Source organism: Amycolatopsis sp. NPDC043889 (genome assembly GCF_056435645.1).
The window spans coordinates 76,333-99,135 of sequence record NZ_JBWKEC010000031.1; the positions used below are offsets into that span (position 1 = coordinate 76,333).

Here is a 22,803-nt window from a genome sequence, read left to right on the forward strand (position 1 = left end):
CCCGAAGGGCCCGCGTTCATGGAGGCAGGCCGAAGGTCTGTCTACGTGAACGCGGATGCGCCCTCCTGGAAGACACCGTGCAGGGAGGCAGGTAAACCGTGCACTTCTTGACCCAGGCGCCACCGCTGACGGTGCCGTCGATCGACTACTTCGCCGTCACGCCGATCCTGATCATCCTCGGGGCCGCGTGTGTCAGCGTGCTGTTCGAAGCCTTCCTGCCCAAGCACATGCGGTGGCCGTCGCAGGTCTTCCTGTCCCTGGTCGGGATCGGGGCGGCGGGCGTCTTCCTCGCCTGGTACGCCAGCACTTCCGCGCCGAAGGGCGGCATCACGACCTTCAGCGGCGCCATCGCCGTCGATCGGCCGTCGCTGTTCCTGTGGGGCACGCTGCTGGCGCTCGCGCTGGGCGCGCTGCTGCTGATCGCGGATCGCTCGGTCGAGCCGGGCGGCGCCTTCGTCGCGCAGGCCGGTATTCGCCCCGGCACGGTCCAGGACCGCGCGCAGGTCGGCACCACCGGGATGCAGACCGAGGTCTTCCCGCTGACGCTGTTCGCGCTCGGCGGCATGATGGCGTTCGTCGCGGCCAACGACCTGCTCACCATGTTCATCGCGCTCGAGGTGCTGAGCCTGCCGCTGTACCTGATGTGCGGTCTCGCCCGCCGTCGTCGCCTGCTCTCGCAGGAGTCCGCGGTCAAGTACTTCCTGCTCGGCGCCTTCTCGTCGGCGTTCTTCCTCTACGGTCTCGCGCTGCTCTACGGCTACGCGAACTCCGTGAAGCTGTCGGACATCGCCAACGCCGCCGCCGGTTCGGACCGCTCGGACACGCTGCTGTTCGCCGGGCTCGGGCTGCTCGCGGTCGGCCTGCTGTTCAAGGGTTCGGTCGGTCCGTTCCACACCTGGACCCCGGACGTCTACCAGGGCGCGCCGACCCCGGTCACCGCGTTCATGGGCGCCTGCACCAAGGTCGCCGCGTTCGGCGGGATCCTGCGGGTGTTCCAGGTGGCGTTCGAGTCGACGAGCTGGGAATGGCGCGGCGTGCTCTGGGGCGTCGCGATCATCTCGATGCTGATCGGCGCGGTGCTGGGCCTGACGCAGACCGACGTGAAGCGCATGATCGCCTACTCGTCCATCGCGCACGCCGGGTTCCTGCTCGTGGGTGCGATCGCGATGACCGAGGAAGGCCTGTCGAGCACGCTGTTCTACCTGCTGGCCTACGGCTTCACCACGCTCGCCGCGTTCGGTGTCGTCTCGCTGGTGCGGGACTCGAACGGCGAGGCGACGCACCTGTCCGCCTGGGCGGGGCTGGCGAAGCGGTCTCCGGTACTGGCCGGTGTGTTCACCTTCCTGCTGCTCGCGCTGGCCGGTATCCCGCTGACCAGTGGTTTCGTCGGGAAGTTCGTGGTGTTCTCGGCGGCACTGTCCGACGGGATGGCGCCGCTGGTCGTCGTCGCTCTGATCTTCAGCGCCGTCGCCGCGTTCTTCTACCTGCGCGTGATCGTGCTGATGTACTTCTCCGAGCCCGCCCCCGACGGTCCGACCGTCACCGTGCCCGGAGCGTTCACCACCACGGCGATCACGCTCGGCGTCATCGTCACGCTGGTGCTCGGCCTGCTCCCGGCGTTCGCCCTCGACTGGGCGGGCTCCGGCGGTTTCGCCCTCAAGTAGTCCGGTTTCGCGGAAGGCCCCCTCGCTGACGTGAGGGGGCTTTTTCGTGTCAGGGCGACGTCAGAGCGGTGTCAGGCCGCACCTCGATAGTTCCCTCATGACTTCCTCTACCTGGACCGGGATGCTCCCCGTCGAAGACACCGCGCTGGCCGTCACCGACTCCGGTGGCCCCGGCATCCCGATCGTCTACCTCAACGGCCAGTTCGCGACCCAGGGCTACTGGCGGCGGATCCTCGCCGACCTGGGCTCGGACCTCCGCCACATCACCTACGACGAACGTGCCCGCGGCAAGTCGAAGCGATCGTCCGACTACTCCTTCGAGGCGGCCGTTCGCGATGTCGACGCGGTCCTCGAAGCCCGGGAAGTGAAGCGGGCCGTCGTGGTGGGCTGGTCCTACGGCGCGGTCGTCGCGGCGCACTGGGCGGCCAGGAACCCGGAACGGACCATCGGCGCGGTCCTGGTCGACGGCGCGTTCCCGTACGACTGGATGGACGACGCCATGGAACAGCGGATCCGGAAGCTGTTCAAGCGCCTCAATTTGGTCATGCCGCTGCTGCGCCCGACCGGGCTGACCCCGCGGATGTCCGCCGCCGAGCAGGCGGAGAGCAACATCGAACTAGGCAAGCTCTCGCGGGAGGCCGAGCTGGGCCCGGTGCTCGACGGCATCACCGTCCCGACGCGATACGTGGTCGCGTCGGGAACCTCGTTCGGCAGCAAGGAAGACGAGCAGGAAAAGATCCGGACGAGTCTCGACGGTGTGACCGCGCGCAATCCGAACATCAAGGTGAGCGCGAAGGTCGAGAGCAACCATGGAGCCTTGCTGCGCAAGGACTTCCGTGCCATTTCCGCGGCCGTGCACGAGGTCGCCCGGCTCGGGGAATGACTTGCCCGAGCGCATCGGGCAGGGTGGTCGCGATGCCGAAGCCGAGACCCACACCCCAGGCGAGGGCCCTCGCCGACGGACTGCGAGCCGCGCGGAAGGCCGCCAGACTGGCCGCGACCGAAGTGGCCGACAAACTGGCGTGGTCCCAGTCGACGATCAGCCGGATCGAAACCGGCCTCCGCGCGGCGTCCGCCGAGGAGGTGTCGGCGCTGCTCGCGGTCTATCAGGTCACCGGGGAGCGGCGAGAGGCCCTGCTCTCGTTGTCTCGCGACAGCGGGCAGTGGTGGTTCGCCGACGCGTCCTTCCAGAGTGAAACGCTCGCGCAGTACGAAAAGGAGGCCACCAAGATCGTCGCTTTCGGGGCAACGCTCCTGCCCGATCTGCTGTGGACTCCCTCCTACGCGAGGGCGGCGGCCCCGGGAGTGCGGCAGAAACTGTCAGGGCAGAAGAGGTTTGTCGCGTATATCGACGAAGCGGCGCTGCACCGTCAGGTCGGTGGGCCGCGGGTGATGGCGAATCAGCTTCGGCATCTCATCACGATGGCGGAGCGGCCCACCGTCGAACTCCGGGTCATCCCGTTCGCCGCCGGGGCACATGCGGGTGATGCTTATGTTTTGCTGGAATTCGGCGACGCCCCACCGGTGGTGTACCTGGAACATCGGCGATGCGGGCTGTTCCTGCACCGGCCCTGCGATGTCGAGCCCTACCTCCGGTCCACTGTGGACGCCGTCGCGCTGGATCCGGCGCGGTCGGTGCGCCTGATCGAGTCAGTGGTCGAGACTTGCCCGCAGCGCGGCGACTTTCTGGGCCAGTAACGTGGGTTCGCCGGGCAGGACGGTGATGTACCGGTTCCGGGGAGAACCGCTCACGTGCATGGCCACCCGTCCGGAGTCGAGGTCCAGATAGGACAGGCCATCCGTGGCCTCTGTGCGTTTTCCCCCGTCAGGGCGCATGGCCGCGGCGAAGAAACCGACACCGAAATAGGGCTGCTCGAAGACCTCGTCCAGCTGCCGTGCTTCGCGGCTTCGGGACTCGGGCTCGTCGTAGAGACCGTCCCCACTGTCGCCGTTGAAGTCGTCCTGGGGCAAGGAGAACGGGGCGAACCGCGCCGGCGGGTACTCGGGCAGGTTCATCACGAGCGCCGCCGCGCGGTCGGCGGTCCGCACGCCTTTCAGCCACACGCGATTCCCCTCGCAGATCGCGGTCACCGCGGCCCGTCCGCGTACGGCGACGAGCACGTTGTACTGCTCCGTCTCGGTTCGCAACGTCGCGTAGTACTCGGTGTTCGGCCGGTCGAGTATGTGCAGGACGTCCTCGAAGTCGCTGGTGAGCCGCTTGCCCTCGGTGAACCCGAGCCCGCCGAGCTCCTCGAACGCCGCCCTTTCCTCGCCGTTCCGCGACGACGGCGGGATATAGCGCAGCCCGCCCGCGAAGATCAGATGCGGATCTCCGCAGCCGGCGTGACGGAACGCGGTCAACAAGGTGTCGAGCGTGATCTCGACCGGGCGCGCGAGCACCACGTGCCTCCCTCCCCTGGGACTGTGGTGCTACTTCTTCTTCTCGCCGATCACCGGCGGCATCGGCTTCTCGGTGTAACCGCCGAAGGTCTCGTCGGGATCCGGGTTCTGGAGGTACGCCGGAGCCTTCTTCTCCTTGTCCTCCTCGCCCTTCCCGCGAGCGGCGCCGGGCGCCATCGGCATCCCGTTCGCCCCGCCCCGACCGGTCGAGCCCGCTGCTCCCGCCGCACCGCGACCGGCCACGCCCTCACCGGGCATCCCGGCGCCGCTTCGGCCACCCATGCCGGGCTGCTGTCCGGGCCCGCCTGGCCCGCCTGGTCCGCGGAAACCGCCGCCGCTCGGTACTCCGGGTGACCTGCCACCCGTGCCCGGACCGTACGGCGTGGGCCCGGTCGTTCCCGGGCCGTACCCGGGCGGGAAAGCGCCGGGCGTGTTGTACGTGGGGTTCGGCTTGCCGGTCGGCCCGAAGTCGAGGTTCGCCGCCGGCGGCACGACCGGAGTGGTCTGGGGCGGCGTGTACGAATTCGCGCGGGTCCCGTCGTCCGGCCGCTGTTGCCCGCCGGTCTGTTGGTGACCCGGCTGGGGCCCTTGCCCAGGCTGCGGGCCGCTGTCAGCTACGCCGGGCGCACTCGGCCCGTTGGGGCCACTCGGCCCGCCGGGACCGCTCGGACCTCGGTAGGGCTCACCGACACCGTGTTCGCGTCCGTCGGAGCCGTCGCCGAACCCCCTCACCGCCGGCTTCCCGGCGCCGCCTTCGTCCAGGGTCACGCTGCCGCCGGGGTCGGTGAGCTGCGCGTACTGGGCGGGCAGCTCGTCACCGTTGGCGGTGCTGGCGGAGTGATAGCTCGCGAAGGTGTCGATGTTGTGCTGGCTGTCGGCCTGATACCCCTGGACCTTGCTCCAGTAGCCGACCAGACCGCCACTCATGACAGCCTTGACGTCCTCGGCCGTCGGCGCGGGCTGCTCGGGCGGAACCGGCTTGACCGAGTTCCTGGCCGTGCCGAACGCGTCCATCTGCGCGCTGATCGCCGACTGGGCCACGGCCAGATGCATCGCGTCGTCGTACGCGGCTTCCACAACAGGCTTCGTCGCGTCGGCGGCCGCGTCGCTGGCGCCACCCTGCCAGCCGGCCATGGTCTTCTGGGTGAGCGCGGAGAGCTTCTGCGCGCGCTCGTGGTGCTTGGCGGTCAGGTCGAAGGCGGCACGCTGAGCCTCGGAGAGCGAACCGGTGCCTTCACCCTTGGTGATCTGCTCGTAGATCTGGGCAGCGGTGATCGGGCCTGCCGGCATCAGTTGCCCCCTCGGATGGTGGCCAGCACCCTGACTGCGGCCTCACGAGCGGCGGCACAGGGATCCTTTGTGCCGACATTGGCTTCGGATTGAACCAGGGAGATGCCGATGGTTTGCGTGTCGCTGGTTCCCAGCGCCACCGAACAGTCACCTTTGGCGCGATTGTCGTTGACGTCGTATGCGGTCACCGGGTAGCCGTCGATCGGTTCCAGTGGCTCGAGAAGTTTGTAGGTCGTTCCCTTGCCTTCGTAAAACTTCGCGGTGCCACTGTCCGGCAGGTCAGCGAAGATTGCGTCGATCAGAGGCCGACTGGTTGAAGGGATGGACCACCTGCAGGCAGGCCCAGCACCACCGTCTCGCGGCACGGTTTCGGTATCGGGGCCGAGGAGTTCCTCGATCTGCACTTTGGTCAGAGCGTCGCATGGGGCCTTTTTGAACCGTGCCACGTCGATCGGGTGCTCGACCTTGGGTACGCCAGGAGTCGAGTTCGACGGGTTCGGGCTTGTTCCACCACTGGTGGGCGTGGGTGTGCCGTTGGTGGTGGGAGTCGAGCAGGCCGCGAGGGCGAGCGTGGCCGCGCTGAGGACAAGGATGGTGCGTCGCATCAGACGATGCCCTTCGACTGCTGGTTGATGACTGTCTTTGCGTGGTCGTCCGCGGTTGCGTACTTGCCGAGAGCGGTGACGTACTTCTTGGTCATGTTCTCGCAGTAGGCGACACGCTGCTCAAGGGCCGCCACGAGTGCTTCGCCGGACTGCCGAGTGATGGCGGCATTGTCTCTACTGGCGAATTCCATTCCCGGCGGTCGGGCTACGGCGATCATCCGCGCATCAGCGAGGTCGTCCCTGTACTCCTTGGCCAGGTCAGTCCACTCTTTCACCAGCTCGTGGAGGGTCGCCTCGTCGTACTTGAACCCCGCCCCTTGGGCAACAGGCGTCCCGTAGGAACCCCCGCTGGGCCGGAAGCGATCGACCTCGCTCCAACGCAGGCCCGGTTCATAGGTCGGCGAACCCTCAGGCATGGCCATGCACCCCTGGCGCCGTGAAACGTTCCTCGCTGAATGGCCGAAGCCGCCCCGAAGTCACCGTCGTCATCTGCCCCTCCCGTGGCTACAAGGCGCGTCTCCCCGATGCACCCTGCGTAATCCGACGCCGGGAAGATTACCAGGGTTCCCGGGGCGGTGAACCCGGCTGCATAAAGTCCCGCTCCCCGCTGAATAGCGTCGGCGAACCTGGTGACTATCCGTGAAAATCAATCGTGTGAACCTGCCTCAGGAAACCGGGTTCCTCCTGGTGGAGCAGGTGTCGAATTTGCACACTCTGCGTAATGAAGTTTCAAAGAGTGATTCTCGGCGCAGTACTCGTCGGGTTACTGGCGGCTTGTACGGATTCCGTGGAGACGCCCCCGCCGCCACCGCAGTTTCCGAAATGGCAGCCCAAGCAACCGCGTCCCGCGGATCGTGACGAACAAGCCGTCGACGCCGCTCTCGCCGCGACCGACTTCTGCGAGCTGATCGATCGTGTCACCTACGCGCTTCGGCAGCCGCTGGATGCCGCACTGGCGACCACGCGTCCGGAGGTGAAGTACGGCAGGAAACGGTGCGCGCTCGTCCGAGGAGACATGGCCCTGCTCTACGTCCAGGACGTGGACCCTGCCCACGCGGCTCTCCGGAACGACGGAGCCGTCGTCGATCTCGGTGGCGTGAAGGCCTACCAGGTCGAGTCCCGCCGCGAGGGCTCGGTCGACGGCTGTGCGATCACCGTGCCGGTCAGCTTCCAACGCGCGGTCCAGTTCGAGCTGGGGATCCAGAGCCGGAGCAAGGACTGCGGGCTCCTCCGAGACTTCGCCACCGCCGGAGCCGCGAAGCTGCCCCGCGACCTCGTCTACCCGCCGGACGCTCAGGACAGCGCCCGCGTCGGTGCCTGCGCCAACTGGGTCTCCACCAGCAAGGGTGAGACCTGCGATCCGGCGGTCGAGGCCCAGGTGCCCGCGGGAGCCGAGGTGATCCTGGCCGCCGGCGCCGCCGACCCGAACGTCGAGTGCGCGGTGTTCCGGGATGCGGTCAAGAAGACCTTCGGGCCGGAGTTCGAGCCGATCGCCACGCCGGGTTCCTGCTACTTCGTCGAACCGCGCCATCGGGTGCAGATCGAAGCCGGGGTCACCGCGAACGGCGGCGCGCCCGGCGAGTGGCACGCGGATCCGAAGGGCACCTTCAAAGACCATCGTCAGCACTCGTTCAGCGGGAATCCGGGAGTCACCCTTCGCACCAAGGACGAGAGCGAATTCCTCATGTACGTCTCGCCGTTCGGGAATCTCGCCTCGCGCGGGCACGTCCGGCTGCTGATTTCGTCGCAGCAGGAGAGGGGCGTCGACGAATGGCCGCGGTCCAGGGCGCTCCCGGCCGTGGACGTCGCCAAGGCGCACGCCGTGATGGAGCTCGTGATGGCGACCCACTTCCGGGTGGCCAGGTGACGTCCGCGCCGTCGTAAGTGTCTGTGAACCCGCGACCGCGATCGACAGAGGCGGACAGGGCGCCCCCGGGGCCTTCGGCCGGGCGGGTTCACGCGTATGGTCCCGTTCCGGCCACATCTCAGCTCCGCCGACAGGCACTAAGCTTTCTCCATGTACATCGAGCGGGTCCGGCTGGAGAACATCCGCGGCTTCAGCGGCGCCCGCGCCGTCGACCTCCGGCTGCCCGGCCCTGGCTGGGTGGTGCTCGCGGGGCGCAACGGTTCCGGCAAGACCTCGCTGCTGCGCGCGATCGCGGTCGCGGCGGCGCCGGACGTCGCCTGGGGGCTGCTGTCGGACGCCGGCAGCTGGATCTCGAACGATCAGACGTCCGGGTCGATCGAGCTGTCGGTGATGCGCGAGGAGGGCCCGGCGCCGGTCGAGGTCCGCTGGCTCGACTCCGGCCTGCTGCCGATCTCCGGGCTTCCGCCGGGCCAGCCGTTCTGCGCGGCGTACGGGCCGTTCCGGCGGCTCGCGGGCGGGAGCGGCGAGGCCGAGTCGTGGATGCGCGGCGCGGGATCGCTGGCGCGGATGGCCAGCCTGTTCCACGAAGACGCTTCGCTCGCCGAGGGCGTCACCTGGCTGATCAATCAGCATCTCCGTGCCCTGGAAGGAAAAGCGGGTGCCCGTGAACTGAAGGACGCGGCGCTGGAGATCCTCGGTGACGGTCTCCTGCCCGGCGGCTACCGGATCCGGGACGTCGATTCGGACGGGCTCTGGGTCGAGTACCGGGGCGATCGGTTCCCGCTGCGCGAGATGAGCGACGGCTATCGCACGGTGACCGCGCTCGTGGTCGACCTGCTCAAACAGCTCGACGGCGCCGGCCTCGACCACGAGAGTCCCGGTGTCGTGATCATCGACGAGGTGGACGCGCATCTCCACGTGTCGTGGCAGAAACGCATGGGGTCGTGGTTCAAGGCGCATTTCCCGCGGATCCAGTTCATCGTCACCACGCACAGCCCCTACGTCTGCCAGGCCGCCGATCCGGGCGGCCTCATCCGGCTTTCGGGTCCCGATGAGGACGTCCCGCCGCGGGTGGTCTCCGAGGAGCTGTACGAGCGGGTCGTGTTCGGCTCCGGCGACGACGCCGTGCTGTCCGATCTTTTCGGCTTGGACACGCCGTATTCGCCGCAGGCGGTCGAATTGCGGGAGCATCTGGCCGAGCTGGAGTTCCAGGTGGCGTCCGGCCGCGCGGACGCGAACGGCGTCCGGGAATGGGAACGCCTCCGGGGCATGCTGAGCAGTTCGCCGCCGAGCCGGGTCGACGAGGTGGCCAGGCGGTTCGAGGCCGACGATCGGTGATCGGGATCCGCCGGATCGCGCTGCCGGGCCGGGTGGTGGCCGATCTCGAAGAGCTGACGGCGCGGATCCCTCCCGGTGACACGAAAGAAGCCCGGCGGCTCTGGCGGGTTTCGCGTGCCGTGCGGCGTTCTCTGCGGGCGGGCCTGGACGTGATGGCCGCCGGCCGCGGCTACTGCATGTACTGCGGCGACGGCCTCGGGTCCACTGTGGACCATTTCGAGCCGATCGCGCGGAATCCGGGGCGCGCGTTCGACTGGCTCAACCACGTGCTCGCCTGCGAGTACTGCAACAGCCACCACAAACGCGACCTTTTCCCGGTGGACGAAGACGGCGACAGCCTGCTCATCGATCCGACCGCCGAAGACCCGCTGGAGCATCTGTTCCTGGTGCTGTCGATCGGGACCTACCGCGCGCTGACCGAAAAGGGCGAGCAGACCATCAAGGTGTGCGGGCTGAATCGCGCGCAACTGGCGCGGGGGCGGGAAACGGCGGTCAACCAGGTGAGCGCGCTCGTCATGGGCTGGTGGGCCGCGCGCGAACTGGGGGACGACGGGAAACGGCGCGCGATGGTCTGGACCCTGCTCGACCAGCCGCACGCCGATGTCCTCCACGCGATGCTCCGGCAGGCGGGGATGCCGGGAGCCCGCGCCGTGTTCCGGGCGGACGACGAGCTCATCGACCTGCTTCGCGCCCCGGAGCTCGCCGAGGACCTTCAGCTCTCCGGCGGCGCGGTGTAGGCGGCCAAGGTGGCGTCGGCGCGGGTGCGGGCGGTGGCCGCGTCCGTCCCGTTGGCGACGTCGGCCTCGTACCAGGCATCGTTGCTCAGTGTCATGAACCGCACGCCCTCTTCGCTGGTCATCCAGGCCATGGCGGCCTCGGGGTCGGCGGCCTCGCCGGATTCGAGGTGGAGCGCGAGCCCGTTCAGCATCATGTCCCAGCCGATGCCCACGGCGCCGGGCCCGAACCGGTTCCAGTGCTCGTTGGGGACGGCGGTGTGGTCGAGTTCGAACCGGGTGCGCCCGTCGGCTTCGGGGCTCAGCCGGAGTTCGATCCAGCTGACGTCGCCGCCGTACTCCCAGGTCGCCGCGAAGCTCTTGGGCGGGTCGCAGCGCTCGACCGTTCCGCCCGCGTTGCCTTCGAGCTGGTACTTGCCGCCGACGCGCAGATCGCCACTGATCGGCAGGAACCAGCGCGGGATGCGCTCGGGATTGGTGCAGGCGTCCCAGAGGTCGTCGAGGCCGGTGTCGTAGACCTGGCTGACGGTGGCCGTCACCGCCTCGCCCGCTTCGACCACGCGCTTGCCCAGCCTGCGCTGGACGGAGTTGATCTGGCTGGTCACGTCGACCATCGGTGCCCTCCTCGGCTCGGTTGCCGACAAGGTATCAGCCGAGACTTATATAAGCCAGAATGGAAAAGGGGCGCCCGGTGAGTCCCGGACGCCCCTTTCCCGGCGGGTTGGCTTACGGAGTGGGAGAGCAGGCCGTGCGCCCGACGACCACTTCGCCGGTGATGTTCGATCCGGGGGCGAACTTGATCCGCAGCATGGTCAGCCCGATGCTGCCGTCGCCCGGCAACGTCTGCTCGTTGAAGATCGCCTCGGCGAGCAGGGTGCCGTTGGACTTGGTGATCGGCTTGACGTAGCCGACCGGCACCGGCGACGGCAGGGTGCCGAGCCCGGTCGCGCCGCCATAGGTCCAGCTGGCGTTGGTGCTGGTCTGGGTCGCCGTGCAGCTGACCGAGTAGGACCTGATCTTGATCCGCGGCCCGCTCGACGAGACCAGTGCCGACAGCTCGAAGTTCTGCCCCTTGGCCTCCGACTTCGTCGTGGTGACGTCGTTTTCGGGGTCGACGACGGTGGTCGTGCACGTCGACGTGCCGCCACCGAAAGTGATCCCGGTCCTGGTCACGACTCCGGACGAGTTGCTCGTCGGTCCCTCGACCGCGCAGTCGGCGAGCGAGGCGATCGAGATCGGCGCCGAGGTGCCCTTGGTGAAGGCGGCGGAGCCGAGCGAGGCCACGCCCGCGGGGTTCGACGCGGCGGCCGGGGTCACCCCGGCACCGAGACCCGCCAGCAGCAGCGCGCCGACCAGGCCCGCCCGGCTTGCGATGGTGATGCGCATTCCACGTCCTCCTCACGTGACGGAGAGCGAGCCGGTTGGCCGTTCTTCCTTTGTCATCACTATCTGCGTGTCGGATTCGCCCGTTGCGCGCGTGACGGTCGTTTCACTCGACCGTGGATCATGGAGACCCGTTGGATATTCTGATTCGTATCCGGATACAGGTCTGTATATTCGAGCGCATGCCGACCTACCGCGTCCTCGTCAACGGCAAGTTCGACCACCCCGACGCCGACACCCGCGCCGGGCTGCTCGCCGAGCTTGATCAGCATCAGGTGATGGGGTTCACCGAGGACGGCCTGCTCGGCTACAGCGCGCACCTCGGCGCGTTCACCTTCCGCATCACGCTGCGGGGCGAAGAGGAGCGGGACGTGCTCGACGAAGCCGAACTGAAGGTCATGGAACTGCTGGACGCCAAGGGCTATCCGTACCGCGACGTCGCGGGCAAGGCGACCTGCATGGACGACATCAAGATCCGCCGCCGCTGACTCAGGCCGCCTTCACGCCGCCCACCACGAGCACGGCCACGACCAGCATCACCGCCATGAACACGGCGAAGAGGACGACGGTGATCCACACCGTCGAACGCTGCTCGCGGTGGTCTTCGGCGGGAGGCTTCCACGCCGGTCTGTCGCCGGAATCATCCGGACTTCCCATGTTGTTCCCCCAGTTCGCGCCGAAGCGGGCGGGATACTCGGCGGGGGTGTCATCTTCGTCACCGTTTCCCCTGGACAGCACGTCAACGGGCCTCAGCGGGTAGCCACTACGCTGGGAGCAACCCCGAACGGTGTCAAAGAGAGCGGAGCCGACGTGTCTGTGTCTTCACCTGCCCCAGGTGGTGCCATCGAGGACCTGCGCGCGTCCGTGGGGCTCCAGATCGCCGACGAGCAGCTCCTGCGCACGCTCGCGACCGGTCTCGCCGACGTCGAGACGCTGCTCCGCGAGGTCGTCCGCAGTGACGTCAAGGCCGTCGAGGACGCCGCTTCGCACCTGGTCGAGGCGGGCGGCAAACGTTTCCGTCCACTGTTCACGCTGCTGGCCTCGCAGTTCGGGCCGAAGCAGGGCGACCAGGTGGTCACCGCCGCGGCGGCGGTCGAGCTGGTGCACCTCGCGACGCTGTACCACGACGACGTGATGGACGAGGCGACGATGCGCCGCGGCGCGGAGAGCGTCAACGCCCGCTGGGACAACACCATCGCCATCCTGACCGGCGACTTCCTGTTCGCGCACGCCTCGCGGCTGGTCGCGGACCTCGGCACCGACGCGGCCCGGATCATCGCCGAGACCTTCGGCGAGCTGGTCACCGGGCAGATGCGCGAGACGGTCGGCCCGGCAGACGGCGACGACGCGGTCGAGCACTACCTCACGGTCATCGCGCAGAAGACCGGCTCGCTGATCGCCACCTCCGGCCGGTTCGGCGGGATGATGTCCGGCGCGCCCGACCACTACATCGACGCGCTCCGCCGCTTCGGCGACATCGTCGGGACGGCGTTCCAGATCTCCGACGACGTCATCGACATCGCGTCCGCCTCGGACGAGCTCGGCAAGGCGCAGGGAACAGACCTGCGCGAAGGCGTCCGCACCCTTCCGATGCTGTACGCGCTGGCCGACCCGGCCACCGATCCGCGCCTGGTCGAGCTGCTGTCGGGCCCGATCTCGGACGACAAGCTGGTCGCCGAGGCCCTGGACCTGCTGCGTGCCTCGTCCGGACTCGAACGCGCACGCGAAACTCTTTCCGACTACGCTCGTCGGGCGCGTGCCGAACTCGCGGCGCTGCCCGCGTCGCCCGCCCGGGACGCCTGCGAATCGGTCGCCGACTACCTGGTCGCACGAACGCATTGACAAAGGGCAGGTTAGATGTCCATTTTCGGACAGGTTTGGCTGTGGAGTCTGCTGGCGTTCGTCGTCGGCGCGCTGCTCACCTGGTTGGTGCTGGTGCTCCCGGCGCGCAAACGCATCCGTGAGCTGGAAAGCTCGCTGGCCACCGCGCACGCCGAGACGTCGAGGCTGCCGGCCGGGGTGAGCCTCGGCGCGGGTGCCGCGGCCGTCGCCGGCGGGACCGCGTACCTCGCGAAGCCGTCGCACGACGAGCTGGACGAGGAGTTCGCGGCCGTCGAGGAGCCGAAACCCGCGTACCCCGAGACGCTCACCGAGCAGGAGCCCGCCCAGCAGTGGACCGAGCCTGCCGAGGAGCCCGCCAAGGACGTGTACGAGGACACCGCCGAGGAGCCGGAGCACTCCGCGACGCAGATCTTCGAGCCTGAAGAAGAGTACGAGGCCGAGTACCGCACCGCGCCCCAGCCGGACCCGGAGCCTGAGCCGGACCCGGAGCCCTCGGCCGAGCGGACGCAGTACATCCGGGCGGCCTTGCCGGAGCCGGAACCCGAGCCGGAGCCCGAGAACCCGTACGTCGCCGCGGCGACCGATTACCTCCAGCCCGCGTCGAAGCTGGACGTCGAGCCGGAGCCGGAGCCGGAACCCGAGCCGCAGCCGTCGTCGCCGGGCGAGGGGCCGTACCGGTCCCGCCTGGAGATGCAGCTGGACCCCGAAGGCGCCGAGACGCAGCCGGAGCCGGTTTCGCTGTTCAGCCCCGCGTCGCGCGTGGAGACCGAGCAGCCCCCCGTCGAGACCAACTGGTTCGAGCGGGAAGAGGAGCTGCACGACCCGCCCGCGTACGCCTTCGGTTCCGACGAAGAAGCGAAGGCCGGTCCCCTCGACTCGGAGCAGCCCGAGTCGCCCGCCGAAGCCACCCAGGTGCTGCCCAAGCGCACGCCGCGGGGTGCGGTGCTCGGCGGTTTCGAGCCGCCACAGCCGATCCAGCCGTCGATGCGGGCGATCGAACGTCGTGAGCCGGAACTGTCCGGTGGGCAGAGCGGTTCGCTGTTCGAGCCCGCCGTCCAGCCCGGCGACGCGATGCCGGCCCCGGAGCCCCCGCCCGCGCGGCAGGTCGCTCCGGTGACGGAGTCCGTCCCGCCAGGTCCGTTCGGTCCCGGTTCGGCGATGCCGCGGCCGGGCGGTGGCCGTCCCGCCGACGACTTCGCGGTCAAGGCCAGCGTGACCGCGCTGCGGTACTGCACGGAGGACTCGCCGCAGTTCCCGAAGATGGTCGCGGAGGTCTGGTTCCGCTCGGCCGCCGACGCGGAGCGCGTGGGCTTCCGTCCCCTCACCTGACTGCAATGAAGGGGCCTTTCATCGCAAAATTTGCGATGAAAGGCCCCTTCATTGCAGTTCTGGGCTAGCTGACGACGGTCCAGGTGTCCTTGCCGCGCAGCAGCCCCTGCAGGTCGGGCTCGCGGGCGGCCCGGGCCTCCGCGACCTGGGCACGCGCCTGGTCGTCGTAGGTGGGCCGCTCGACCTGCCGCAGGATGCCGGTCGGCACGTGGTTCAGGTTCTGGTCGCCGATCCGCGAAAGCGCGAACGCGTACGAGGTGTCCTCGATCGCCGGATCGTGCACGACGAGGTTCTCCTCGCCGATGTTCGCGACCTTCCCGACCTCCAGGCCTGCCCAGCCGCTCCGCGTGACCCCGTATTCACCCTGCGGCCCGAACTTGATCGGCTCGCCCGCCTTCAGCGGGATGAGCCGGGTCGCGGCCTCGTCCTTGTCCTTGAGGACGTCGAAGGCGCCGTCGTTGAAGATCGGGCAGTTCTGGTAGATCTCCACCAGCGCCGACCCGCGGTGTTTCGCGGCGGCCTCCAGCACCTCGGTCAGTCCCTTGCGGTCCGAGTCGAGCGCGCGGCCCACGAACGACGCCTCGGCGCCGATCGCCAGCGAAAGCGGGTTGAACGGGGTGTCGACCGAGCCCATCGGGGTGGACTTCGTGACCATGCCCGGCCCGGACGTCGGCGAGTACTGGCCCTTCGTGAGGCCGTAGATCCGGTTGTTGAACAGCAGGATCTTGATGTTCACGTTGCGGCGCAACGCGTGGATCAGGTGGTTGCCGCCGATGGACAGCGCGTCGCCGTCACCGGTGACGACCCACACCGACAGGTCCGGCCGCGCGGTCGCGAGCCCGGTGGCGATCGACGGCGCCCGGCCGTGGATCGAGTGCATACCGTAGGTGTTCAGGTAGTACGGGAACCGGGACGAGCACCCGATACCCGAGATGAACACGATGTTCTCGCGCTTGAGGCCGAGTGTCGGCAGGAACGACTGCACGGCGTTGAGCACGACGTAGTCCCCGCAGCCGGGACACCAGCGGACCTCCTGATCCGACTTGTAGTCCTTCGCCTTCTGCGGTTCGGTCTCGGTCGGCACAAGGTCCAAGCCGCCGAGAGTGGGGATCCCCAGGTCGATCGCGGTCACTTCGCCCCCTCCGTACTGGTGATGATCTCCGTGAAGACGCCTTGCAGCTCTTCGGCCTTGAAGGGCAGCCCGGCGACCTTCGTGTACGACTTCACGTCGACGAGGTACTTGGCCCTCAGGAGCATCGAAAGCTGGCCGAGGTTCATTTCCGGGACGACGACGGTGTCGTACGAACGGAGTACGTCGCCGAGGTTGCCCGGGAACGGGTTGAGATGGCGCAGATGCGCCTGCGCGATCGGCATGCCGTCCTTGCGGACGCGGCGGCACGCGGCGCCGATGGGCCCGTAGGAGGAGCCCCAGCCGAGCGCCAGCACCCGTGCCTTGCCGCCACTCGGATCGTCGACGAGGAGGTCCGGGACGTCGACGCCGTCGATCTTGGCCTGGCGCAGGCGGACCATCTTGTCGTGGTTGTCGGGGTCGTAGGAGATGTGGCCGGTCTTGTCGGCCTTCTCCAGCCCGCCGATGCGGTGCTGGAGGCCGGCGGCGCCCGGCACCGCCCACGCTCGGGCGAGGGTCTCGGGGTCACGCACATACGGCCAGAATTCCCCGGAACCGTCCTCGGCATTCGGCTCGGTGGCGAATTCCACGCGCAGATCCGGCAGATCCTCGACATCCGGGATCAGCCACGGCTCGGAGCCGTTCGCGATCGCGCCGTCCGACAGCAGGAACACCGGTGTGCGGTACTTCAGCGCGATCCGGGTGGCCTCCATCGCCGCGTCGAAGCAGTCGGCGGGGGACAGCGGCGCGATGATCGGCACCGGGGATTCGCCGTTGCGGCCGAACATCGCCTGCAGCAGGTCGGCCTGTTCGGTCTTGGTCGGCAGGCCGGTCGACGGGCCGCCGCGCTGGACGTCGACGACGACCAGCGGCAGTTCGGTCATCACCGCGAGACCGATGGCCTCGGACTTCAGTGCGACACCGGGCCCGGACGTCGAGGTGACGCCCAGCGCGCCGCCATAGGAGGCGCCGAGCGCGGCGCCGATGCCGGCGATCTCGTCCTCGGCCTGGAAGGTGAGGATGCCGTAGTTCTTGTGCTTGGACAGCTCGTGGAGGATGTCCGACGCGGGGGTGATCGGGTACGTGCCCAGCAGGATCTGCAGGCCGGACTGCTGCCCGGCGGCGACCAGGCCGTACGCCAGCGCGGTGTTCCCGGTGATCTGGCGGTACGTGCCCTGGTTCAGCTTCGCGGGCGCGACCTCGTACGTCGTCGCGAACGACTCCGTCGTCTCGCCGTAGTTCCAGCCCGCGCGGAAGGCCAGGATGTTGGCCTCGGCGATGTCGGCCTTCTTCGCGAACTTCTCGCGCAGGAAGCGTTCCGTGCCCTCGGTCGGCCGGTGGTACATCCACGAGAGCAGCCCGAGCGCGAACATGTTCTTCGCGCGTTCGGCGTCCTTTTTGGACAGGCCGGTCTCTTCGAGCGCGCCCCTGGTCAACGTCGACATGGCCACCCGGTGGACTTGATAGGCCGAAAGGGTGTCGTCGTCGAGGGGATCGTTCTCGAAGCCGACCTTGACCAGGTTCCGCTTCGTGAACTCGTCGGTGTTGAGGATGATCGTCCCGCCGGCCGGGACGTCGGCGAGGTTCGCCTTCAGCGCGGCGGGGTTCATGGCGACCAGGACGTCCGGCCGGTCGCCCGGCGTCAGGATGTCGTAGTCGGCGAAGTGCACCTGGAAGCTCGAGACGCCGGGGATGGTGCCCTGCGGCGCGCGGATCTCCGCGGGGAAGTTCGGCATGGTCGACAGGTCGTTGCCGAAGGCGGCCGCTTCGGAGGTGAACCGGTCGCCCGTCAGCTGCATGCCGTCACCGGAGTCACCGGCGAACCGGATGACCACCCGGTCCAGCTTGGCGACCTCGGTGGGCCTGACGGCCGACAAGGAGCCGTTGCCGTTCGCACTCGTGCTCATAGGTCAGGGATTCCCTCTCTCCCGACGTGCGTCGTCCCCGGCCGTGCCGGGGATCGGCGTGCCTCGCCCGGCTGTCGGCCAGGTCACAGGTGCCATGTCCCGAGGTTAGTCCTCGGCACACTCTCCAGGTTGCCGTAAAACGGTCTGGTCCTACTCCTGGAGTGTCCTGAGCTCGCCGCTGAGCGGGGATTATCCGGTTTATCTGTTACCGATGGTAACGGTCGGCGATGCGGCTCGATTGTGAGCCGTATCTCCTTCCAGCGTAGTGAAGTCCGGTCGAGGAACGGTCATCGGCCGGTCATCGAGGCCCTGAGCCTGGCCAGCCGTTCGGTGAACGCGGGTGCGGTGAGTGACGCCAGCTGCGGCGCGATCTCGGCGTCGACGGCGGCCGAATGGTCGGTCAGCGACGAGGTGTGCCGGAGCGTGCGCTTCGTCGCGAGAAGGACGTCGCGCGGGGCGCAGACGGCGGGTTTCGCCAGTTCACGGGCGGTCTTGATCAGGTCGCCGTCGACGAGCCGGAGCGCGAGCCCGCATTCGACGGCGGCTTCGGCGCCGACGACTTCACCGAAGAGTGTCATCGCCGCGGCCTTCTGCGGTCCGACGAGCCGCTGGATCATCCACGTCATCCCGCCGCCGGGATGGATGCCCAGATCGAGAAATCTGGCCACGAATTTGGCCTTCGGTCCCACGATGCGGACGTCCGCGGCGAGCGCGAGGTTCAGCCCGGCGCCCACGGCGGCACCGTTGACCGCGGCGATCGTGGGCAGGGGACACCGCGCAACCGAGAGGAATCCGTCGTAGATGGCGCGGAGTCCGTCCTCGCTGGCGCCGGCGAGCGTGTCCAGGTCCGCGCCCGCGCAGAAGGCCGGCGGTGCGCCGGTGATGACCAAAGCGTGGACACTTTCGTCGGCTTCGGCGCGCGAAACGGCCTCGGCGAGCTGCGCGGAGAGGTCGAGGGTCAGTGCGTTGCGGGTCGCGGGCGCGTCGATGGTGAGCACGGCGACGCCGCCGTCGTGGCTGGAGTGGATCTGATCGGTCACGGGGACGAGGGTGTCACGCTTCGGGCGTCGGCGGGCGTTCCAGTAGCCGGGAAAGGTTCATGCCTCGGGGGTCGGCGGGCGTTCCAGTAGCCGGGAAAGGACGACGGTGGACACCGTGCGGTCGACGATCTCCAGCCCGCGTAGCCGTTCCAGCGCGGTCTCCAGATGGTGGATGTCCGAGGCGCGCAGATGGACGATCGCGTCGGCCGCGCCCGAGACCGTGTACGCCGCGACGACCTCCGGCAACGGCTCCAGCCGGGCGCGGATCCTGGCCGGGGTGATGTTGCCGTTGCAGGTCATCTCGACGAACGCCTCGGTGCCCCAGCCCAGCGCTTCGGGGTCGACGACCGCGGTGAACCCGCGCAGGACCCCGGTTTCGAGCAGTCTGTCGACCCGTCGCTTCACCGCGGGCGCGGACAGGCCGACCACCTTGCCGATGTCGGCGTAGCTGGACCTCGCGTTGGCCATCAGGCATGAAACGATTCGCTGGTCGATGGTGTTCACACGCAATGTTTAGCAGGTATGTGCGCAGCGAACAGCGATTGATTGCGGAATTAGTGAGCCATACCCTTCGGGTATGCCGGAACTGGAGCAGCAGCCCCGTGTACCCACGACGCGCCGCTACCTCATGTGCCCGCCGCGGTACTTCGCGGTGGATTACGTCATCAACCCGTGGATGGACCCGTCCGTCCCGGTCAGCATCGACACCGCGATGGCGCAATGGACCGAACTCCGCGACACCTATCGGCGCCTCGGCCACACCGTCGAGGAGATCGAGGCCCAGCCCGGCCTGCCCGACATGGTGTTCGCCGCGAACTCGGGCACCGTCGTCGACGGACGCGTGCTCGGCTCGCGGTTCCGCGCCCCGCAGCGCACCGCCGAGGCCGAGCACTTCCGCCGCTGGTTCGTCGAGCACGGCTACCGCGACATCACCATGCCCGAGAAGATCAACGAGGCCGAAGGCGACTTCGCCTGGACCGGCAAGGTCCTGCTCGCCGGCACCGGCTTCCGCACCGACCCGGCCGCGCACGCCGAAGCGCAGGAGGTCCTTGGCGTCCCGGTCGTGTCGCTGCGGCTGATCGACCCGAGCTACTACCACCTCGACACCGCGCTGTTCGTGCTCGCCGAGGCCACCGACACCACGTCCGCCCAGATCGCCTACTACCCGGAAGCCTTCTCGGCCGGGTCGCGGAAGGTGCTGGAGCGGATGTTCCCGGACGCGGTAATCGCGGACCGGGCCGACGCGGAGTGCTTCGGCCTGAACGGGGTGTCCGACGGCCGCAACGTCGTCCTGCCGGTCGAGGCGACCGGATTGGCGGCGCGGCTGACCGAACGCGGTTACGAGGTCGTCTTCCTGGATATTTCCGAGCTCAGGAAGGCGGGCGGCGGCCCGAAGTGCTGCACCCTGGAGATCCGCAAGTAATCCGTTCGGGGACATCTTGCGGGATCGTGTAACTACTCCATTCGCCAATTCGATTAATCGGGAAATTCACTCGGTCCCGAATGAGGCGCGGATGGTGATCCTGGCGATCGGCGGCGTGGGCAAACCCGTGCGCGCGCTGGATCCTGGCGAGAACGAAACCTGGGTGACGGTCGAACAGTTCGAGCGGGTGCTCGACGCGGTGGCCGGACGCGAAGACGTCAGCCTCACCTTCGACGACGGCAACTCCTCGGACGTCGAGATCGCGCTCCCCAGACTGGTGGAGCGCGATCTCACGGCTGAGTTCTTCCCGCTGGCGGGCCGGATCGGGCAGCGGGGTTTCCTCGACGCCGACGGCCTTCGCGAGCTGGTCGAGGCGGGGATGTCGATCGGTTCGCACGGCTGGGAGCATCGGGACTGGCGGCGGCTGGACGACCGGAACGCCCGGCGTGAACTGGAAACCGCGCCGAAACTGCTCGCGGACTTGAGCGGGAAACCCGTGCGCGCGTACGCGCCGCCGTTCGGCGCCTACGACCGGCGGGTGCTCAGCAGGCTTCGGCGTTTCGGCGCGACGAGGGTCTACACGACCGAAGGCGGCGCGGCTTCGGTCGACGGCTGGCTACGGCCTCGGATCGAGGTCCTGCACGACGTCGACCAGGAGTGGATCGACAGTGTGCTCGGTGAGCGGGAGGGCCTGTACCGTCGAGCGGGACGGCTTATGGCGCGGGTCGCCAGGCTTGCCCGCTTTTGACCCTTTTCTTTGCGTGGTGGGAAAATAACCCTTGAGCTGAAACGGCGGCGAAGGCATTCCGAGCACCCTCGGTAAAGAAGTTTTATTAACAAAGGGGTGCTCGGTATGCGGAAACTGCTCCTGTTCTCGGCGATGGTCGTGTCCGCCGGGTTGGCTCCCGCGGCGACGGCCGCCGCATCCCCGGAGGCGGCCCCGACCGCGCAGCAGTTGCTGGCGAAGACCACCAGCTGCAAGCAGGTGTCGAACGGCAAGTACAAGACCGATGAGGAAACCGGCCGGACCATCGCGGTCTGCGACGCGGGCGGCGCCGTGTTCTGGAAGGCCGACATGGACGTCGACTGCGACGGGCAGCCGACCGCGCGGTGCAACAAGAACACGGACCCGTGGTTCCAGGACGGCACCGCGTATCCGCGCTCCGACGGCAAGGCGCTGATCGCCGACCAGACGCCCTACGTCGTCGTGCCGAGCATCAGCGGCACGTGGAACTTCGAGAAGGCCGGCCTCAAGGGCGCCGGTTCGTGCGCGGTGATCTACAACGACAAGGTGCTCTACACCGTCATCGGTGACACCGGTCCGAAGGACATCATCGGCGAAGCGTCCTATGCGGCCGCGAAGGCGCTGGGGATCAACCCGGACCCGAAGAACGGCGGCGTCGGCTCGGGCGTGACCTACATCTGCTTCAAGAACTCGAAGGTTTCGCCGATCGAGGACCACGGGAAGTCGACCTCGGTCGGACAGGCCCTGGCGGCGAAGTTCGTCGGGTGAACGAGTGAGGGGTAGGTAGGCGATGGGTCGGGTCGGTCGTGAGTGGCGATTCGTGTTCTAACCCGAATCGCCACTCACGACCACCGGTACCCATCGGTCACCGTGGCCTTGTCGCTCACTTGCCGCACCGCAGGCACGTCGGGGCGCGGCCGCCGGTCGGATCCCAGCCCTCTCGGACAAGGACGATGCGGACCTCCGCGGCGACTTCGCACGATGACTTCCGCACGTCATGCCAGCCGTAGACGAGACGCGCTCGATCGGCCAGTTCCGCCGCGTTGTCCCGTTCCCGGTCACGGAAGGCGATGTCCGCCATCGCGTGAGTGGCCCGGCCGTCGAGCCTGACCGTCACCGGGGCACCGTGCGAGTCATAAGTGACGTCTTCCCAGAGGATCTTTCCCTTCACTTCGAAGGGCGTTTGGCGACTGCCCGGCGGAAGGCCGTGGGCGTCCTCGACCGTTTCCTTGTATTCCACCTCCAATGCTGACATCAATCCCCCGCCGAGAAGTGCGAGGCCGTGCCGGATGGCGGGCCGGTAGCGGAACGGAGGTCTGAGAAATACGCATTCCTCCATTGCGCGCAAGGAGACTTTGCTGCGACTGGTCAGATCGACCACCGTGGTGGTGGCGAGTTTCGGGGTTCTCTGCGCGGTGGCCAGATCGACGATCGTGTCCGTCAGGCGAGTCCGGGGTGGCACTGTGCCGGTCGCGATATGCGGCAAGGCGCGCGAGCGGTGCACGATGACCAGCGGTGGGCACGAGACAGCTGAAAACGTGTACGGAACCGTGATCTCGACCGGGCCTTCGACGATCGGTACGAGTCCCCATTCTTCGGCGGCGGTGCGATGACTCAAGATGGCGTGGCCGCCCCCGTACTTCAGGGCAGCGTGAATCTTGGCGGACCTGGAGAGGGCGCCGGTGAACATCGCATAGACGCGCGGTAGCACTCGTTGCCAGCGTCCGGCCTCGAGGTTGGCTTCGATATCGGCCACCGTGTGGCCATAGGCACGAAGTTGCCGGGTGCTGACGATTCCATGCTGTTCCGCCAGGAGGACCGGCCAGCTCGGGCGTTGTTCGGCCGGGATCGAAGCCTCGGACCAGCGGCTGTGGGTGGGCACCTTCCCACGATCGCCGTCCGGCGACGGTCACGGCGGGCATGAAGCGAATCTGTGGATAAACAGGTGAAGAGAAGCGCTGGCTGTGGATAACTGGGTCGGGTTGGTCGTGGGTGGGGGTTTTGGGTGGGAACCCAAAAACCCCCCCCCACCAACCCCACCCCCCCCCCCCCCCCCCCCGCACACTCCCACGACCTTTTCCCGCTTTCCTTTGCTTTTTTTTTCCTT

General features: G+C 68.1%; 24 protein-coding genes. 12 read left to right on the forward strand and 12 right to left on the reverse strand.

Annotation, left to right across the window (positions count from 1 at the left end):
* The first annotated feature begins 98 nt into the window (after positions 1-98).
* The 3 genes from nuoN (at position 99) to AC0685_RS35835 (ending at position 3,362) form a co-directional block, all read left to right on the forward strand.
* Complete coding sequence (nuoN, locus tag AC0685_RS35825; RefSeq protein ID WP_478229526.1) at positions 99-1,664, forward strand: NADH-quinone oxidoreductase subunit NuoN; 1,566 nt, start codon at positions 99-101, stop codon at positions 1,662-1,664.
* Positions 1,665-1,761: 97 nt separating this feature from the next.
* The gene (locus tag AC0685_RS35830; RefSeq protein WP_478229527.1) at positions 1,762-2,547 is read left to right on the forward strand and encodes an alpha/beta fold hydrolase; all 786 of its coding nucleotides are present in this window, start codon (positions 1,762-1,764) and stop codon (positions 2,545-2,547) included.
* A gap of 32 nt (positions 2,548-2,579) precedes the next feature.
* A complete protein-coding gene (locus tag AC0685_RS35835; RefSeq protein WP_478229528.1) occupies positions 2,580-3,362 on the forward strand; it encodes a helix-turn-helix domain-containing protein in 783 nt (260 codons plus the stop codon).
* Here the strand turns inward: AC0685_RS35835 and AC0685_RS35840 are convergent.
* Genes AC0685_RS35840 through AC0685_RS35855 form a run of 4 tightly spaced genes read right to left on the reverse strand, consistent with a single transcriptional unit; the run spans position 3,315 to position 6,375 of the window.
* The gene (locus tag AC0685_RS35840; RefSeq protein WP_478229529.1) at positions 3,315-4,067 is read right to left on the reverse strand and encodes an ESX secretion-associated protein EspG; all 753 of its coding nucleotides are present in this window, start codon (positions 4,065-4,067) and stop codon (positions 3,315-3,317) included. The two genes, AC0685_RS35835 and AC0685_RS35840, sit on opposite strands and share 48 nt — an antisense overlap.
* A 27-nt stretch (positions 4,068-4,094) precedes the next feature.
* Complete coding sequence (locus AC0685_RS35845; RefSeq protein WP_478229530.1) at positions 4,095-5,354, reverse strand: PPE domain-containing protein; 1,260 nt, start codon at positions 5,352-5,354, stop codon at positions 4,095-4,097.
* Positions 5,354-5,959: a DUF3558 domain-containing protein gene (locus tag AC0685_RS35850; protein ID WP_478229531.1), complete on the reverse strand. Its 606-nt coding sequence runs from the start codon at positions 5,957-5,959 to the stop codon at positions 5,354-5,356. Before AC0685_RS35850 ends, AC0685_RS35845 begins: the two co-directional genes overlap by 1 nt.
* Entirely contained in the window at positions 5,959-6,375 is a 417-nt protein-coding gene (locus tag AC0685_RS35855) for a hypothetical protein (protein ID WP_478229532.1), read from the reverse strand. Before AC0685_RS35855 ends, AC0685_RS35850 begins: the two co-directional genes overlap by 1 nt.
* A gap of 305 nt (positions 6,376-6,680) precedes the next feature.
* Between AC0685_RS35855 and AC0685_RS35860 the strand changes: the two genes are divergently transcribed.
* The 3 genes from AC0685_RS35860 (at position 6,681) to AC0685_RS35870 (ending at position 9,901) form a co-directional block, all read left to right on the forward strand.
* Positions 6,681-7,826, forward strand: coding sequence for a hypothetical protein (locus AC0685_RS35860; protein WP_478229533.1), 1,146 nt, complete (start codon positions 6,681-6,683; stop codon positions 7,824-7,826).
* 150 nt (positions 7,827-7,976) lie between these two features.
* Positions 7,977-9,164: an AAA family ATPase gene (locus AC0685_RS35865; RefSeq protein ID WP_034310707.1), complete on the forward strand. Its 1,188-nt coding sequence runs from the start codon at positions 7,977-7,979 to the stop codon at positions 9,162-9,164.
* Entirely contained in the window at positions 9,161-9,901 is a 741-nt protein-coding gene (locus tag AC0685_RS35870) for an HNH endonuclease (protein ID WP_478229534.1), read from the forward strand. Before AC0685_RS35865 ends, AC0685_RS35870 begins: the two co-directional genes overlap by 4 nt.
* Here the strand turns inward: AC0685_RS35870 and AC0685_RS35875 are convergent.
* Together AC0685_RS35875 and AC0685_RS35880 are read right to left on the reverse strand one after the other, a co-directional pair.
* On the reverse strand, positions 9,877-10,512 hold the full coding sequence (locus tag AC0685_RS35875; protein WP_478229535.1) for an SRPBCC family protein: 636 nt from the start codon (positions 10,510-10,512) through the stop codon (positions 9,877-9,879). The genes AC0685_RS35870 and AC0685_RS35875 overlap by 25 nt on opposite strands.
* 112 nt (positions 10,513-10,624) lie before the next feature.
* The gene (locus tag AC0685_RS35880) at positions 10,625-11,284 is read right to left on the reverse strand and encodes a hypothetical protein (protein ID WP_340684847.1); all 660 of its coding nucleotides are present in this window, start codon (positions 11,282-11,284) and stop codon (positions 10,625-10,627) included.
* Positions 11,285-11,463: 179 nt separating this feature from the next.
* On the opposite strand from AC0685_RS35880, the gene AC0685_RS35885 reads away from it, so the two are divergent.
* Entirely contained in the window at positions 11,464-11,769 is a 306-nt protein-coding gene (locus AC0685_RS35885) for a DUF6204 family protein (RefSeq protein ID WP_478229536.1), read from the forward strand.
* Position 11,770: 1 nt separating this feature from the next.
* Here AC0685_RS35885 and AC0685_RS35890 read toward each other — a convergent pair whose 3' ends face one another.
* Positions 11,771-12,019 (reverse strand): hypothetical protein, encoded by a 249-nt coding sequence (locus tag AC0685_RS35890; RefSeq protein ID WP_478229537.1) that lies wholly within the window; start codon positions 12,017-12,019, stop codon positions 11,771-11,773.
* A 78-nt stretch (positions 12,020-12,097) separates the two neighbouring features.
* Between AC0685_RS35890 and AC0685_RS35895 the strand changes: the two genes are divergently transcribed.
* Positions 12,098-13,123, forward strand: a complete 1,026-nt coding sequence (locus tag AC0685_RS35895; RefSeq protein ID WP_478229546.1) for a polyprenyl synthetase family protein — start codon at positions 12,098-12,100, stop codon at positions 13,121-13,123.
* Between the two features lie 15 nt (positions 13,124-13,138).
* Positions 13,139-14,452 (forward strand): sunset domain-containing protein, encoded by a 1,314-nt coding sequence (locus tag AC0685_RS35900; protein WP_478229538.1) that lies wholly within the window; start codon positions 13,139-13,141, stop codon positions 14,450-14,452.
* A 64-nt stretch (positions 14,453-14,516) separates the two neighbouring features.
* On the opposite strand, the gene AC0685_RS35905 is transcribed toward AC0685_RS35900, so the two are convergent.
* The 4 genes from AC0685_RS35905 to AC0685_RS35920 form a co-directional block, all read right to left on the reverse strand.
* Positions 14,517-15,584 (reverse strand): 2-oxoacid:ferredoxin oxidoreductase subunit beta, encoded by a 1,068-nt coding sequence (locus AC0685_RS35905; protein WP_340684843.1) that lies wholly within the window; start codon positions 15,582-15,584, stop codon positions 14,517-14,519.
* Positions 15,581-17,488, reverse strand: a complete 1,908-nt coding sequence (locus tag AC0685_RS35910) for a 2-oxoacid:acceptor oxidoreductase subunit alpha (RefSeq protein ID WP_478229539.1) — start codon at positions 17,486-17,488, stop codon at positions 15,581-15,583. The genes AC0685_RS35905 and AC0685_RS35910 overlap by 4 nt, the downstream gene beginning before the upstream one ends.
* Positions 17,489-17,775: 287 nt before the next feature.
* Entirely contained in the window at positions 17,776-18,528 is a 753-nt protein-coding gene (locus AC0685_RS35915; protein ID WP_478229540.1) for an enoyl-CoA hydratase, read from the reverse strand.
* Between the two features lie 57 nt (positions 18,529-18,585).
* The gene (locus AC0685_RS35920; RefSeq protein WP_005151923.1) at positions 18,586-19,032 is read right to left on the reverse strand and encodes an Lrp/AsnC family transcriptional regulator; all 447 of its coding nucleotides are present in this window, start codon (positions 19,030-19,032) and stop codon (positions 18,586-18,588) included.
* A gap of 73 nt (positions 19,033-19,105) precedes the next feature.
* Here AC0685_RS35920 and ddaH point away from each other — a divergent pair, with 73 nt between their 5' ends.
* The 3 genes from ddaH to AC0685_RS35935 all read left to right on the forward strand — a co-directional run bounded on the left by ddaH (position 19,106) and on the right by AC0685_RS35935 (position 21,464).
* On the forward strand, positions 19,106-19,951 hold the full coding sequence (gene ddaH, locus AC0685_RS35925) for a dimethylargininase (protein WP_478229541.1): 846 nt from the start codon (positions 19,106-19,108) through the stop codon (positions 19,949-19,951).
* 91 nt (positions 19,952-20,042) lie between these two features.
* A complete protein-coding gene (locus AC0685_RS35930; RefSeq protein ID WP_478229542.1) occupies positions 20,043-20,699 on the forward strand; it encodes a polysaccharide deacetylase family protein in 657 nt (218 codons plus the stop codon).
* Positions 20,700-20,804: 105 nt separating this feature from the next.
* Positions 20,805-21,464 carry a glycoside hydrolase family 75 protein gene (locus AC0685_RS35935; protein WP_478229543.1) on the forward strand — a complete coding sequence of 220 codons (660 nt, stop codon included), beginning with the start codon at positions 20,805-20,807 and terminating at the stop codon, positions 21,462-21,464.
* Positions 21,465-21,579: 115 nt separating this feature from the next.
* Here AC0685_RS35935 and AC0685_RS35940 read toward each other — a convergent pair whose 3' ends face one another.
* Entirely contained in the window at positions 21,580-22,578 is a 999-nt protein-coding gene (locus tag AC0685_RS35940; protein WP_478229544.1) for a hypothetical protein, read from the reverse strand.
* Positions 22,579-22,803: the final 225 nt, after the last annotated feature.